General features: G+C 40.5%; 8 protein-coding genes. 6 read left to right on the forward strand and 2 right to left on the reverse strand.

The features are described 5' to 3' along the window. Positions 1-76: 76 nt before the first annotated feature. Both ACFEL9_RS08840 and ACFEL9_RS08845 read left to right on the forward strand, forming a co-directional pair. Entirely contained in the window at positions 77-529 is a 453-nt protein-coding gene (locus tag ACFEL9_RS08840) for a DUF1572 family protein (RefSeq protein ID WP_385888533.1), read from the forward strand. Positions 530-654: 125 nt separating this feature from the next. Further along, entirely contained in the window at positions 655-849 is a 195-nt protein-coding gene (locus ACFEL9_RS08845) for a hypothetical protein (protein WP_385888536.1), read from the forward strand. A 265-nt stretch (positions 850-1,114) separates the two neighbouring features. Here the strand turns inward: ACFEL9_RS08845 and ACFEL9_RS08850 are convergent, their stop codons facing one another. Together ACFEL9_RS08850 and ACFEL9_RS08855 are read right to left on the reverse strand one after the other, a co-directional pair. Next, positions 1,115-3,187, reverse strand: a complete 2,073-nt coding sequence (locus ACFEL9_RS08850) for a phage tail-like protein (protein ID WP_385888539.1) — start codon at positions 3,185-3,187, stop codon at positions 1,115-1,117. A gap of 76 nt (positions 3,188-3,263) precedes the next feature. Next, positions 3,264-5,180 carry a hypothetical protein gene (locus tag ACFEL9_RS08855; protein WP_385888542.1) on the reverse strand — a complete coding sequence of 639 codons (1,917 nt, stop codon included), beginning with the start codon at positions 5,178-5,180 and terminating at the stop codon, positions 3,264-3,266. Positions 5,181-5,394: 214 nt separating this feature from the next. Here ACFEL9_RS08855 and ACFEL9_RS08860 point away from each other — a divergent pair, with 214 nt between their 5' ends. The 4 genes from ACFEL9_RS08860 to ACFEL9_RS08875 are packed head-to-tail and all read left to right on the forward strand — an operon-like array spanning position 5,395 to position 16,336. Beyond that, positions 5,395-7,833, forward strand: a complete 2,439-nt coding sequence (locus tag ACFEL9_RS08860; RefSeq protein WP_385888543.1) for a hypothetical protein — start codon at positions 5,395-5,397, stop codon at positions 7,831-7,833. Between the two features lie 8 nt (positions 7,834-7,841). After that, positions 7,842-8,957: a hypothetical protein gene (locus tag ACFEL9_RS08865; RefSeq protein ID WP_385888546.1), complete on the forward strand. Its 1,116-nt coding sequence runs from the start codon at positions 7,842-7,844 to the stop codon at positions 8,955-8,957. After that, on the forward strand, positions 8,947-9,519 hold the full coding sequence (locus ACFEL9_RS08870) for a hypothetical protein (RefSeq protein ID WP_385888548.1): 573 nt from the start codon (positions 8,947-8,949) through the stop codon (positions 9,517-9,519). Before ACFEL9_RS08865 ends, ACFEL9_RS08870 begins: the two co-directional genes overlap by 11 nt. Beyond that, positions 9,494-16,336, forward strand: a complete 6,843-nt coding sequence (locus tag ACFEL9_RS08875) for a hypothetical protein (RefSeq protein WP_385888551.1) — start codon at positions 9,494-9,496, stop codon at positions 16,334-16,336. The genes ACFEL9_RS08870 and ACFEL9_RS08875 overlap by 26 nt, the downstream gene beginning before the upstream one ends. Positions 16,337-16,362: the final 26 nt, after the last annotated feature.

The following is a 16,362-nucleotide window of genomic DNA, read 5'->3' on the forward strand; positions in this document are numbered from 1 at the left end:
ATAGTTCCTTTAGCAGGCGATTGACTGGCAAATCTGAAAATGCCGTTTCTTTGTCAGATAGTTATATTTTACTTGTATGCTGACTGAAACACTGACCGCAATTTTCCACAGAGACCTGTCAAAACTTTACACCGAAATTGAACAATACAACAACGAGGAGAGACTTTGGGCAACAGAAAAATCGATTGCCAATTCGGGTGGTAATCTTTGTCTTCATTTAGTGGGTAATCTTAAGACCTATATCGGCGCCGAACTCGGAAATTTTGCTTACACAAGAAACCGTGACCTGGAATTTTCGCAAAAGGGAGTACCCAAAGCTGAACTATTGGCGATGATCACTGAAACAAGAAATATTATTGATCTAACCCTGCGCCAGCTATCTGCTGACAAATTGCAGGAGGAATATCCATTATTGGTGTTTGCTGAAAAAACATCAACCGAATATTTCCTTGTTCATCTTGCCGCGCATTTGAGCTATCACCTCGGTCAGATAAATTACCACCGGCGATTACTGGATACAACGGCCTGATGAGTTCACGACTATCAAAATAGTATATCCAATGCAAAGGAATTGCAAAACGTAGCAACCCATTCGGAATAAGAAAAGAAAAACAGCGTGCCGGTTTGCACCTCCCTTAATTTTCACAACGGCCATTGGTTCATTTCCTCAAACAAAGAGATGACTACATTAATGAAAAAGCAAAGGCTGTTATTCCGGCCGAACGGCTTTGGGTAAATCCCGGCTGTGGTTTGAAAACAAGAGGGTGGGAGAAAACAAAAAAAGCATTAGGTGAAATGGTCAATGCTGCAAAAGAATTAAGACAACGCGTTGGAGTTATGTCTAAATAAATCCGGCAATGAATAACGTGAACAATCAGTTGCAAGAATATTTATAGCAGTATTTTCTGTTAGCGATTGACGGTTTATCATTAGGGGTCATCTCAAAATAAAAATGAGACAGCTTTTTTATTTCACTTTTTTGAGTTGCTTTTATCCGAAGAGGGATTGTATAAAATGAAACGGGTTAAAAGGCAATAGCACGAACCGAATCAGGAAACAGGATGATAATTTCGTTACAGGATGATGTTTGCCTTTAGTTTTAATGAGGAAACATTTAGTTAAAAACCACAAAGCCAATACTTACTTCATTGGTAGCAGCAGCGCCAAGGTTGATGGTAAAACTTCCGGCTGCGGGAACCACATTCTTTACATAGGCTGTAGCGTCATTGGTTCTTATTGTTGCTATTACTATACTATTGGCACTCACTAAACTGTTTGTAACCGTGACTGTCGTGCCGGATGCTGCAATATTTACTGTGCCGGATGCTTTGTTTATGGTCTGGTTGCCGGTTGTGCCTGCTGCAGTGTTTGTAGCCGGCAATATTATTTGATTGCCAAAAGAAAAATACTCTGAGCCATTGTAAGTGTCGTTTGTATTCAGGGTTGTATTATATATACTTAAACCTGCAACGGGTGAAGCGATCGCATTACGTTGAGTTGTGGTCATACGGGGCTTAAGAAAGCCGTTGGTAGTTGAATTGATTGCCACTCCTCCATGAACTTGTAAGATGTTGACATTATCATCTGTAGTCGAACCAATAATGATTTTACCGTGTGAAATACCACCCGGATAAAATAGTCGCTTATTCAACATTAATGTTTCAACTTCTCTTATAATATTCGTAGGATCGCTAGAAACACCTGTTCTCCTAACCACACCGCTTGTAATATTTAACGGGTAGAAATCACCAAAAGATAAATAGCTTGCATTTCCACTCCATGTTGAGCTACCAGCTAAATTTAGGTTTATGCCATATACTGCCCCAAATTCACCCTCCGTATTGGGCCATCCTGCTGTAGTAATATTTGCTGCGTTTTTTTGAAAAAATCTGAATCCTGGTGTGGAATTAGATGCCGTATTCCCCAACGTGAGCATCGAGCCATTGAAGCGGCTGTGACTAATTGCGAAAGCAGGAGCTGTACCCTGTGCATTCAACACCAACGCCCCATTACTTGAATTAGCGTTCATCGTCAATATTCTATTATTCCAGCTTACAGTACCGCTACCTAAAAAGACATTGCCGTATATTTCAGCAGTGTTTGCTGCATCAAAAAATGAACTACTGTTCACAAGAAGTTTACCGGAAGTAAACAATCCGTTTATCCACGCATTAGCAGGTTGGGCGACCATATTCTGATTTAAAATATAATTACCACTTATCCAATCAGTACCATTATAGTGATCTGTTGTGTTTGTTGTAGTATTATATATCTCTAATCCGGCAACAGGTGATGCAATAGCATCACGTTGAGTTGTGGTCATGCGAGGTTTCAAAAATCCCTGCGTAGTGGAGGCTACCGTCAATTTAGAGGATGAAATATTGGTAGTTGTTCCTATTAATACATTATCGGCAAAATAATTCCTTCCTGCAGGGGCATAGAATGCATAGGCTGTTCCACCTCCCGTCGCTGTTGCGTTTGCATAATACGCATAACCAGTACCTGCATAACTATCAACCGTTGTTTTAAAACCATAGGTTGGGTAGTTAACACCGGCGGCAGTTCGCAGGTAAGATAAGTCAAAGCCGGTTGCTGATGAGGTCATATGATTATCCGTAACGTTTACGTAAAAAGGGATAATGCCTGTATTGGGTGTACCTGCAATATTAAATAGCTTCATTCCGGTTGTGTTTACCGAAGTCAAATCCATAGTCATTACACCATGTGATAATTTATTAGGGTTTGTACTATTACCTAACCCGACACTCATCAAATATGTAGGTGATGTTGGATCTATAGTCAGTTTAGACTTTGTTGTACCGTTCGCAGTGCTTTGTCCGAATATACCTTTTTCAATAAAAAAACCAGATCCTGATGCTTGTAATGCAGCTGTTTGATTTTGTATATAATTGCCACTCGCACCTTTTGCAATATTCAATGTATCGCTTCCGATAATATACAGACTATCGTTAATCTTGATAAGCCCTTTCCGAAATTCAGTTCTGCCTTTCCCTTTATTGTACAAAAAGCCAAGTGTATCTTTTGTACTATTCTCCAGGTTTAGTTCAGCATTGCAGGAATCATTGGTGATAAGAACACTGTCTGCTTTTATTTTATGTATGAACTGGGAGTAGGAAAAGACAGGAGAGATAAAAAGTAATACAACGAGTAAAGAACGTAGTTTCATATAAAAGAAGTTGTCGAAAGCATATATGGAGTTAAGTGAAATAGTATGGAGTCATATTTTTTCATAAACCAATAGTTCAGTATTTATTTATTGTAACCCGGAATGTTCCGCTTGCCGGGTCAATGGCAGTGGATGAATAATTGTTAAACCTGACCGTTACCGTATTGGTTCCACTTACCCAGGCTGAAAATGAACTGTTATCGTTGACGGCAGCATTGGGAACGCCCAGGCTTACCGCGTCTCCATCTGTTACCCCTGCTACTGTAATGGTAAGATTTGATCCGCTTTGTGCGGCTGTGCTGGAAAAGTCCAGGGTCGCTGTGGCAGTTAACGTTTTGGCCAACGTATACCGGGTGTTTCCGGATGTTACAAAATAGTTGGTTCCATCATATTCAACAGCCCCATTTTCAGGAGTAGTAAGATTGGTACCGGCTGTAAATTTGAGCGGGGCACTGCTGGCATTACCCGCACCGGCGCCTAAATGAAGCAAGGCGGTCGCAGAAGAAGCGCCAATTGATTGCTTCCCGTTTAATGCCAGGCCCCCCGTTACCTGCAGAATGTTGGTGCCATCATCTGACGTTGTACCTATGATAATTCTGCCCTGGGTTGATCCACCTGGATAAAATAATCTTTTATTACGGTAAAGCGTTTCGATATTGTCTATAGCAGAAGTTGGATTTGTGCTTACCCCAGTTCTTCTGACTATTCCAGTTCCTGTGTTGAGTGGGTAAAAATCAAAGTAAGAAAGATAGTTGCTTGCAATGGAACCCCAAGAACTTGTGTTATGTGTACCGTTAACTGAAAAATACTGGCCTTGTTCTCCTTGTGTCTCAGGCCAGGCACCGGAAGTTAATGTTGCAGCATCCTTTGAAATAAAACTAAACGGAGGCTTTGAGTTCAGTCCGTTTGTAACATTTTGCATACGAAAAATAATTCCATTATCTCTGTTATGTTGTATTTCGAAGGCAGACCCAGTGCCACTAGAAGTAAGTAATAACCTACCCTGTGTACTTGTTCCGCTCAATGTTAAGGTTTGGTTTTCCCATTCTATTTTGGGACTTGTACCACCTATAAATGTATTGCCATATATTTGAAGGATTCCATTTTCTTCGGCTGTAGCGGGACCTACTACCAACTTATCAATAAGACTTTTGCCTGTTACCTGTAGTTTAGGTGTACTATTAGTGCCTGTCAAAGTTGTAGCCGACGTTCGGCCTATAAGAGTTGTTGCATCAAATCTATTTAGTCCACTCTTTGACCAAATAGAGTAAGAACCTCCTGTTGGAACGAGACCACCTAATAAAATAGGAGATCCCTCGATATATAGAGTCGCCAAATTAGTAACGGCTCCACTGCCTGTTTTTTCAGCGGTGGGTGGTTTTAAAATAAGACCTGCAATTAATGGTGATGGTGCAGACGAATTATAGCTAACTCCTTGTTCACCCATTATAATATTTGCATAAGCATGCCCAGTCGACAAAACAGGAGTTGTGCTACCCCTCATTACTATTCTGTTCGATAAATGCGGAGCCCCTTCAACAAGTAATTGAGGTATTGAACTGGCATTTATACTTGTTCCACTTCTAACTGTAAAGTTTCCCGTATCTCCGCTTCCGGAACTCGTGATTACCGGAAAGTATCCAATTCCTGCTCTTGCAGTTCCTGAAATCCAAAAATCAGCAGTTTGAACTGCCGTATTTTGATTTTTGATATAGTCGCCGCTGCTGATACTTTTTGGAACATTTAATGTGTCGCTTCCGATAATATACAAAGTATCATTAAGCTTAATCACTCCTTTTCTAAACTCGGTCCTTCCATTTCCTTTATTATACAGGAAGCCAATCGTATCTTTTGTACTATTCTCCAGGTTCAATTCTGCATTGCAGGAATCATTCGTGATAAGAACACTATCAGCTTTGATTTTATGAATGAATTGCGAATAAGAAAGAATAGAGACTACTAATAACAAAAGGGTAAGCAGTGACTTTTTCATTTAGTTAAGGTTGTAATGTTTTTTGGCGGAGCATCAAAAACGATGACCGAAAATAATTACAAAAAGTAATGAAAAGTAGAATCAATAATTTATTTTTTGAATAATAAGATCAATTGTGTTAGTAACTATGTTGGTAAAAAAATAATTTTCATTTCTTCTGAAAATAATTTGCCAGCTCAATAATTTCTCTATTTTTGATTTATAACTGCCTTCCATGATAATTCACAAAACCAAGCTAACACTTATTGCTTTTGGTTTTTTATTTTCAGCTCACTCCCAGTCACAGTCGCCTGTAACCGTTACTGACACTGCATTTCAGCCAAATCAAAATTTTTCAAAGAACTCCGTTTTTTCTCAGTCCGAAAAAAAAATAAATGACTCGATCGTACCCGGATTAAAAGGAATTGTTTCTCCATTAAAAAAAAATGAAAGCAAAATATTGGGCAAATACTTCAATAGTTCTATTGGGAAACCCTTAGATCAGCTGAAAAAAAATATAAAAAATGAAACTGATAAATATTTTAAGCAACCTGTTGTATTAGTTAATGCAGGTCTTGAATACGCTGGATTATCTGATAGTTCCTATTGGCCGGGCGGTAATACTTATTACCAGGGAAATTTTGCGATGAATAGTGCATGGATGGTTGCCGGTATCCCTGTTTCATTCAACCTGGACAACCAGCTTTTTGCCGATATCGAAAATTATTCTGCCAATAATTTCGATTTCCGGTTTGATAAGGATGCGTATTTAAACCAGGTAAAGAAACAACTGGCCGGCAAGCTTGATCCTTCTTCGGTGGTCAACAGTATGGACGATCCGGTTAAAACCTTGAAAGAGCAGGCCGGGCAGTTATTGAAAAAAGATATCTCCACTGTTGCTGGCAACTACAGTGGTTTATTGGACCAGGATGTCGAGGGTATCGTCCATAATCCTAACTCACTTTTTTCAAGCGATATGAAGGCATTGCGGCAGCGTTTTTTGTCGAGCGATCTTATACAAAAAGCTCAGCAGGATGAAATACTGCTTTCCAGTCTCCGGCAAAAAGCAAATATGGGAGAAAAAGTCAACCCCGACGACATGGCCCGGCTTCAGACATCCGTTCAGAAATTGAAAGGTTTGCAGGAAATGCTGTTGAAAATAGAAGAGCATAAATCCAAATGGGAAAGCTCAGGGATGATGAAAAAAATAAAGGAGTTTGAGCTATTGAAGAAAAATAAGCTCGGCCAGCTTGTAAATGATCCTTCATTTATCCGGAAAAAAGCAAAAGAACAGCTTTCTTTAAAAGGACTGCAACGGCTTTTCCTTAATGTGAACAGGTTGAATATAGGTCGTGATGCTTTATCATTAAGTCCGATGTCATTTCAGCATTTTTTGCAAAATGGTATCAGCACCGAATGGCTGAATAATAAGGGTAAGACCTTTATGCTGGTAGCAGGCAAACAAAAAGACATTAATTCAGTGCTCGATCAGGGTTTTACCAATCTTTTTTCAAATAATGGCCAGGTCAGGGCGGCAAGAATTGGGCTGGGGTCTTCTGGGATCTCTACCTCGCATCTGTCAGTATCATCGTTTGAACAATCGATGAATGCCTTGCCAGGAATGTCATTCAATACAAATGAGTTCAGAAAAATAATGGTGACGACTATTTCAAACCAGTTGAATATAGGACAGCGGGGGAGTATCGCGGTAGATTTATCCCGGTCTGCCACTACTTACCGCCAGGATAATAACACTGCCGATACTATCTTAAAGTCAAAGAATAATTTTTCAAGAATTCTTTCTTCCAAAAATTTTACAGACAACACAGCCCTCTCCTTAAAGTATGCGGATGAGAATATGGAGAAAGGCTTGTCCTACCAGTTTAGTTTTAGTAAAGTGGCCAATGGGTATAACAACCCGGGTAGCAGTTTCCTGGCCGGCGGTTCCACTGAATTGGGTTCACAGGTCAGGAAGTCTTTTTTAAAAAACAGGATGCAGGTTTCATTCAGGGCGAACCTGCGTGACTATAAATTTAATGACGAACTGGATAGCCGTTGGCGAAACGTATACATGGTAATGGATGCAAAATGGCGCATGAGAAAAGGACAGTTTATCGGCTTGAGGTATCAGCCCAACCGGATGGTAAGAATTGAAGAAAATACAAAAAGCGTTGTTACTTCAATAGAAAGACTATCTGTCGAGTCAAACCTATATAAAAAGATCGGCAGATCCGGTTATCGTAACTACTTTACCCTGTCCTGGCAGCGGAACTTATACAGTTTGACTGCAACAGATATTATCTCCAACTCATCGCTGGGAATAAGCAGTTTTCAAAACATCGCAATCGGCAAAAATGTGCTGTTTGCGAATACCAGCTATACCGGTTCGGGCAATGCATCCCGGTATGTTTATTTTAATTCATCTTTCAACACGGACATTGGTTACAGTTTCCAGCTGCTGAAAAAGATTACGGCTTCTTCCGGCATTGTGTACAGCGCCGTAAATGGGTGGTACAAACAAGCGGGAATAAGACAGGCATTGAGCGGGCAACTGAATGATAAGTTTTATGTCAACCTATATGCAGACATAAGGAAAAACCTGCAACTCATTCAACCGCTTTGGAACTCGCCGGTTAGAGCAGATGTCAGTATTAAATACATTTTAAAGAAATAAAGGTGAAGTTGAATAAGCTATATTGTTTTGTTGCAGCAGTCTTTTTGACTGTTACATCTTCCTTTGCCCAAAGCGTAATGATCAGCTTTAACCCCGTAATATACGGTCAGAGCATTGAAGGGTTGAGTTTTGTTCAACTGGTGAATGCATATCCGCAGGATGTTCTGGCCAATATCAGCATTAAGGTTCGGGAGGTAAAAGCGGGCCATGTTGTTTCAATCAGTATTCCGCGGGTTTCACTGCGTGCCGGTAATAATACAATTGACAGGACGGCTTTTTCACGTGGTCGTTTTTCTTTTGGTAATAACTACTATGGCCTTACACTGAGCCAATCCGGAAAGTTTCCGGAAGGAGAGTACGAATATTGTTTCGAAGTGGACCTGAGTGAATCCAAGCTACCGGGTACTGCTACTTTTTTTGAGAACTGTTTTACACATGAATTACAGCCGCTGACGCCTTTGCTATTGATAAATCCTGTAGATGGTGATGAAGAATGCAATAAGCGTCCGCATTTTACCTGGCAGCCGCCAATGCCAATGCCGGCTGATGCAAGATTCAGGCTGCTGTTAACCGAAATAAAAGAAAAACAGGATATCATTGAAGCCATTAATTACAACCCGCCCATTATCAACCAGGGAAACATTCCGGTCAATCAATTAAGCTATCCATTTAACGCACCGGAGCTTAAGGTGGGGAAACGTTATGCCTGGCAGGTGATAGTATATACCGGCCAGACCATTTTAAAACGCTCCGAGATTTGGGTGTATAAGGTCAAATGTCCTGAAGAAAAACAACAGGTGAATACGGACAGTTACCGTGAGATGAAAGAGACAAATGACGGAAATTTTTATGCGGCCGATAAAATAATACGCTTTTCATTTAACAACCCGTACAATGCAGGCTATTTAAACTATTCGATTGTGAGCCTTGCAAATCCGGCAGTACCCATTAAAGAACTGCCTAAGTTGAAACTGCAGACCGGGTTGAATAAATATGATATTGATCTTTCGGAAAATAAAGCATTTAAAAAAGGGGAAGAGTACCTGCTGACTGTAAAGTTGATCAATGGCAGGGAACTAAAACTGCGGTTTACTTACAAGAATGAGATCCGGTATGATCAATAAGTGGGTGCTAATTATATTCCTGGTTACAGGTTGCAAAGCGAAGATGTCTGAAACCCGGTACGTTGACTATATCAACGACCCCGGTAACAAGATAATGCAGCAGATAAAAATAGGAGAGGTAAATGCCAGCATGAAATGGATGCCAGCGGAATACCGGTGGCTGATGAATAAAAAAATGGGGCGGGAGGCAGACACTACAGCGCAGGATGGGCTTTATTATTTTGATGCAAAGTTTGAAAAGACAACCGGGGAAAAACCGGCAAAAGATAAATTACTCTACCTGGACTTTGATATGCAAAAAGATTTTGTGTTACTCATGGGGAAGGATTCTATCATGCCGGGTATCTGTCAGAAGATTGAAAATGGTGTTTCCGGCAGTTATGAATATATCCTGGCATTTGAAACCGGGAAAAAAGAAAACGGGAATGATTTTACAGTTATTTATAATGATAAAATTTTCGGTATCGGTACAATAGCATTTGTATACAACCAGGATGACATAAAGAAAATACCAAAACTAAAAGTAAAGAAGACGAATGAAGTTTCTAATACGCCGGAATAAAAAAATAGCGGCCCTCCTTTTATTGATCCTGACAATGGAACTGGTTGCTCCCAACTTTGCTTATGCATTGACATCCGGTCCTACACAACCCGAAACACAGAGCTTTCAGCCTATTGGCAATTCTGATATGGTGGATCTGTTCAGCGGAGATTTTTCATACAATATTCCATTACTGGATGTGGGTGGTTATCCTGTAAATCTTGCATATCAGTCAGGTGCATCCATGGATGATGAAGCAACCTGGGCAGGCTATGGCTGGAATTTAAATGTTGGTTCACTGAACCGGCAGCTAAGAGGAATACCGGATGATTTTAACGGTACCGATAAGCAAGAAAGGGAAATGAACATGAAAGACCATGTGACAAAAGGAGGAAAATTTTCGATGACATTGGATTTATTGGGTGTTCCAACGAAGAAAATAAAGCTTAAGAAAAAAAAGAAAAGGAAATTAAATCTCAATCTTACTATTAGCGTCGGCGTTAAAGTAGATAATTATCGGGGGATAGGAATGGATATTGGTTTAAACCCCGGCGTCAGTTTTACTGATTATACCGCAGGAGAAAATACAAAGAGCAACCCGGACGGAAGTTATGATGTGGATTCACTTTCAAAATCAACTTCACCTTCGATCCTTAGCGGCGGTCTGACTCTAAGTTCACAGGATGGAGCTACGATCGACTTAAACGCTGCTATTTTAAAGAAAAATATCGTAAAAAATGATAAGCAGTATGGTTTATCAAGTTCAATAGGGTTTGGTTACAATTCTCGAGCAGGTCTGCAAGGAATGACTTTGGGTGCTTCGTTTAGCAAAGCAAAATTGGATATGTTTGGTGAAGTAAAGAAAAAGATGTATGGAAAAGACTTTAGTTCATTTATTTCTTTTAACAGTGAATCATATACACCAACAATCGACCATGCCACCAAAAATGAATCTTTTTCATTTTCTCTTCATCCTGGTCCTGAGTTATGGGTGGCACTACTTGGTATAGGAGTAAGTGGTTTTTACTCGAAGCAAACTGTAAAAGGAGAAAATAAATTATCGCCTGCTTATGGTTACCTGCACAGTGAAAGGGCAAATGATGATAATGATGCTATGGTTGATTTCAACCGGGAAAAAGACATTCCGTTCAGCAAAGAAGTCAAATATCTTCCTATACCCGTGCCAACCTATGATTTGTTTAGCGCTACCAGCCAGGACGGTTCAGGGCAGTATCGTTTGTATAGAGGAAGCTCCGGCGTTTTCTTTGATCAGCGGATTAAAAATACCAGTGATGCCTATACCCTGGGGATTGAAGTAGGTGCGGGTACTTATTTTGATGTTGGTGCCGACTTGTATAAGCAGGATGTTAATACAATTTCTCAAAAATGGACGAAAAGAAATAAGTTTTTAGCCAAAGGTGATTTCCAGGCAGCTTCGCTTATAAATCCATTATATGAGCCGGCTTATTTTAAAAGAGTGGGTGAACCGGTGCCATATGATAAAGATTTTGTCTCGGTAATTAAAGGCACATCACCTGTTGCTGTTAGTTTGCCTCGTTCAATAGGCAATGCGATTGAAGGTGCGGAAGCTTCTGATAAATTGCGTACAAAAGCATCACCCAGTGGCGAAGCCACCAGCACATTAAAAAGAAATAAAAGAGAAGTACGTAATACTGCTTTTAGTTATCTCACGGCCAAAGAAGCTGCACAGCATGGACTGGACAAAACGATCAAAGACCTTCATCCTGATTCATTGGTATTGAATAATTGCAACTCCGGTGGAATCAGAGCCAATATTCAACGTGCCAGTGAGTACAGGAAACAGCATCATTTTTCAGAGATCACTGTAACAGGCGATGACGGCAAAAGATCAGTTTATGGATTGCCTGTTTACAATACTTACCAGGAAGAAGTTTCATTCAGCGTACCTGAAAACCTGGCGATGCGCAATAAAGGATTGATCAGGTATAATCACGGAACAGACAATTCACGCAATAATAAAAATGGAAGAGAGAATTACTATAGCAAAGAAGTGACACCTGCTTATGCCACATCCTATCTTCTCACAGGCATATTATCACCGGATTATGTAGATGTCACCAGAAACGGAATTACAGATGATGACCTGGGTACAGCAGTTAAATTTAATTATAGCAAACTGAATGGCTCGTATAAATGGAGAACACCGTTTGCTTTCGGGCAGGATACTGCTAACTATAACGAAGGGTTTTTAAGCGATCCCAAAGACGATAAGGCTAATTATGTATATGGGGAAAAAGAAGTTTGGTATCTCCACTCCATTGAGTCAAAAACAATGGTGGCTCATTTTATCACCGAAGACAGGGAAGATGCGCTTGGTGTAACGAATAACAGGGGCGGAGTGAATACTTCTGTAAAACTTAAAAGATTAAAAGAGATCAGGCTTTACTCCAAATCAGATTTGAAATTAAACGGTAACGACCCTTCCAAAACCGTTCCTATTAAAGTAGTGCATCTTGTTCATGATTATTCTTTGTGCAAGGGGCTTCCAAACAGTATAAACAATACGGGCAAGCTTACTTTGAAAAGAGTTTATTTCACGTTTGGGCAAAATGAAAAAGGCAGCCTTAATCCTTATGATTTTGTGTATGATACCTCTTATAATTTTTACAATTACCGCCAATATGATCGCTGGGGAAATTTTAAAGATGTAGCCAGTAATCCTTCTGGATTAAATAATTCTGAATTTCCTTACACATTGCAAAGTGCCGTTACTGATCAATTCGCTTCTGCCTGGCAATTAAAAAAGATCATTCTTCCATCAGGCGGAAGTATCAATATTACTTATGAATCGGATGATTATGCATTTGTCCAGGACAGACGAGCTTCTCAAATGTTTTTATTAAATGGCATACGCAATCCGGGAGATAGCACCGGGCTTGCTGACGCCGATTATATCTATGCTAATTTATCCGACACTGTAGCGAACAACAAGGAACTACGGGAAAGATATTTTGAAGGTATTCAAAATTTATATTTCAAATTCTTATTGGATCTTGATGGCAAAGGACATAAAGAATTTGTTCCCGGTTATGCTGAATTAGATCTTAGCACTCCGCCTGAATTGATAGGAGACACTATTGCCAAAATAAAACTCAAGAAGATAAAGGATACTAATCCCATTGCCAAAGCTGGCTGGCAATTTATCCGCAGCAACCTTCCTAAGTATGCTTATCCGGGTTCTGACAATCTTGATGATGACGGAACCAATCTTGGAAAAGCAATTAAGGCGCTTGTTGCTGCATTTGGAAGTATTAAAGAGCTGATACAAGGATTTGAAAAAAGAGCCAGGAAAGATAAATTTTCCGATAAAGTTGATCTTTCAAAATCATGGGTGCGCCTTTGTTCACCTGACTGGAAGAAAAAAGGTGGTGGCTTAAGAGTTAAGCGGGTTGATATTTCTGATGACTGGGCAAATATGGCTGGTACTACCGGTGCCGTAACGGCAACATACAGCCAGGTATATGATTACACAACAAAAGACGGAAAAGGCAATTTAATATCAAGCGGGGTAGCATCTTATGAACCCTTACTTGGAAATGATGAGAATCCATTTCGTCAACCCGTTCGTTATAAGCAAAGCCAATTTTTGGCTCTTGATAATTATTACTATATAGAAGAACCTTTTGGAGAATCTTTTTTTCCCGCCGCAAGTGTAGGATATAGTAAAGTCACGGTTAAGACCATTGGATCAGGTGATGCCGAAACAGTGGATCGTACCGGTGTGACCATTAGTGAATTTTATACCGCTAAAGATTATCCTACCAAAATTGATGTGCTCACGTTGGAACACAGGAAGCCGATATTTGGAAAACTCTTTAAACTTATCGGAGGTGTTTCAAGCGATGTAACAGGAGTGTCACAGGGATATTCGGTTGAGTTGAATGATATGCATGGCAAACCGAAAGCAGTGAATATTTATAATAAGTCGGGACAAAATATTTCAAGTGTTGAATACTTCTATCAATCAGTAAATGAAAAGGCGGAGAAAAAAGAGTTGCGTAATGATGTAAAAGTTATAGCTGCTGACGGTATTGTTTCTGATGGTGTGATTGGGATGGACGTCGAAACGTTCTCGGACATGCGGGATGAAAAAGTGGAAAACTTAGGAGTAAGTGTAAAGATAAGCGGAGGCTCCGGTGCTATATTATTTTTCCCGCTGCCTTTTTTCTTTCCTGGTATAGGTGTCAACTATGACCGCCGTTCTTTCCGTTCGTCTTCTACTGTTAAAATCATTAACCGGTTTGCCATTCAGTATAAAGTAAAAAAGACGGAAAACGGTTCTTCCATCACTTCTGAAAATTTATTATGGGATGCACAAACGGGTAATATTTTATTGACGAAAACACAGAATGAGTTTGAAGACCCCATTTATTCATTTGCCTACCCGGCGCATTGGAAATATGATGGCATGGCGCAGGCATATAAAAATATTGGAACAGTTCTGACCGATTTTTCCACTGGTTCAGATGGTCAGATAACAAATACTTCATATAATGAATTACTTGTACCTGGCGATGAATTGATTGATGTTAGTTCTGAGAATAAATATTGGATCATCAACTCACCGGTAAGCGGCAATTTTCAAAAAAGATTAATTGATGCTGCGGGTAATATTCAACAGGTAAATAATCTTACCGTAAAGTTGCTGCGTTCAGGCAGAAGAAATATGGCCAATACCGGGATAGCAACTATTGCTTCGCTAAACAATCCTATTGTTGGCAATAAACTGGATGTTTCGGTATTAATGAAAGTATTAGATGCAAAAGCGACCGTATTCAATGAAGAATGGAGCGTGCCGGTAAAAAAATGTACCACCTGTCCCCAGGGGTACCAGTTATCCGCCGATATGCTGACTTGCTATAAGGATACTGCTTGCATACCCGCGACAACCTATACTGTTTGTGCGGGTGATAAGAATAATGCCTACTCAGCATGTGGTACCTATGTCTACGATTGCTACGATAATAGTGACAACTTCACGAGATCAAGATTTGCTCCCGCTAATCCTTTTTGGATTGGTGACTCTGTGTATTGTGGACTTAGTATTGCTACCAGTTCGGGAAGCTGCGGTCAGCAGACATTGCAGCAAATGACTAGTTCGAAAACCAAAAATACCGGGAGGAGGGTTGTAAACAACCGGTCGAATGTGGTCACTGAAATCAGTGACTCTATACCCGGAAAGAAGAAGCAGGCAAATAAAAGCACGGGTGGAGAATTCCAGGCCTTAGCAGTAGAAGAGTTTAAAGGTCCATTGAACCGAGCCGGCATATGGGCTTGTAATCCGAATCGGCCGTTGAACACATGGCTCGGTTTCTCATCGACCTTTTATACTTCGCAGGCAAAAACTTATTACATAGGAATAGGAGGAGACAATCATTTCCGGGTTAAAATCGATAACAACCTGTTTGCACAGGATACCCTCACCAACCTGGAGAATTTCCGTGTGTGGCATTTGTTTCCTGTCTACTTGGATTCCGGCACTCACACCATTGTAATGGAAGGACGGGATCTGGGAGTCGCAGCAGCTTTCGGTGCTGAGATATATGACAATACGTTATCACAATTAGATACCGCCTCGTCTTATAATTCCATCAACCTTATTTTTAGTACCAAGAATATGGTGGGGCAGCAGTTTCAGGTAGGAGATGCCACCTGCCCGACGGGTTACACAAAGATCGCCCAGGACTCCAGTTGTCTCTGCCGGAAGATTGATCAAACAAAAACCAATGAGTTTAATCCCTACTATACCGGCATCCTTGGCAACTGGCGACCGAAATCCCAATATGTTTACCAGGTAAAACGTGAAAATCTTGTTGGTGATCCCAATAAATTCGGTAGCACTAATATTCGTAAATCAGGAGCTTACAATATTTTCAATCCTTTCTGGAGTTATTCATCGCAACAATGGCAGCAAAACTCAACGAGTGACGCACGATGGATCGCTGCGAATGAAATGACCTATTTCAACCGCAAAGGATTGGAGCTGGAAAACAAAGATGCTCTCGATCGTTACAGTGCTGCTTTGTTTGGTTATCTCGAATCGATGCCGGTAGCAGTAGCCTCCAATTCAAGGTATAGAGAAGTGGCTTACGATGGATTTGAAGATTATGGATTCACCCTGGATTGCAGTTCCGCGGATACCTGCAACCCGGGTCATTTCAACTTTAGAAAAAATCTCAATGGAAGTTCCATCGATACAACAAGTAGTTATGCGCACAGCGGTAAATACAGTTTGAAGCTGAACGGTACTACTACCATTGCCAAAACTGTTTATACAAATACAACAGCAGGTATTTTCAGCTTTGACAATTCAGGCAGATATATCCTGACCTCTAATGAACTGGCTAAAGGATTCTCACCCATACCCGGAAAAAAATATGTGCTTAGTTTCTGGGTAAAAGATGCAAGCCCAAGAAACCCATCTACTACGGTTCAGGCCGCTATTAACGGGGCTTCGTTGATTGATGGTTTATCCAAATGGCCGGTTGTCGAAGGATGGAAGAGAGTTGAAGTGCCGTTCCTGCTCCCATCATCTGCTGCAAGCTTTAACCTGCAGTTACAATCAGGCGGGGGCGATGTATTCATTGATGATCTCCGCATTCATCCGTTTGATGGCCAGATGAAATCTTTTGCTTACGATCCTTCCAGCCAGCGGCTGTGGGCTGAACTCGACGAAAATAATTTCGCCGCTTTTTATGAATACGATGATGAAGGAACGCTGGTCCGGGTGAAAAAAGAAACGGAAAGAGGTATCATGACCATTAAAGAGACAAGATCCGGGTACCGGAAAAGATAATTAACTGATTAATGATTTAACGTGTT

It is taken from the genome of Terrimonas alba (assembly GCF_042434975.1).
Lineage (GTDB): Bacteria > Bacteroidota > Bacteroidia > Chitinophagales > Chitinophagaceae > Terrimonas_B > Terrimonas_B alba.

Coding starts and splice junctions, on each gene's coding strand:
- ACFEL9_RS08840 (WP_385888533.1), top strand. CDS start 77: ATGCTGACTGAAACACTGACCGCAATTTTCCACAGAGACCTGTCAAAA.
- ACFEL9_RS08850 (WP_385888539.1), bottom strand. CDS start 3,187: ATGAAACTACGTTCTTTACTCGTTGTATTACTTTTTATCTCTCCTGTC.
- ACFEL9_RS08855 (WP_385888542.1), bottom strand. CDS start 5,180: ATGAAAAAGTCACTGCTTACCCTTTTGTTATTAGTAGTCTCTATTCTT.
- ACFEL9_RS08860 (WP_385888543.1), top strand. CDS start 5,395: ATGATAATTCACAAAACCAAGCTAACACTTATTGCTTTTGGTTTTTTA.
- ACFEL9_RS08870 (WP_385888548.1), top strand. CDS start 8,947: ATGATCAATAAGTGGGTGCTAATTATATTCCTGGTTACAGGTTGCAAA.
- ACFEL9_RS08875 (WP_385888551.1), top strand. CDS start 9,494: ATGAAGTTTCTAATACGCCGGAATAAAAAAATAGCGGCCCTCCTTTTA.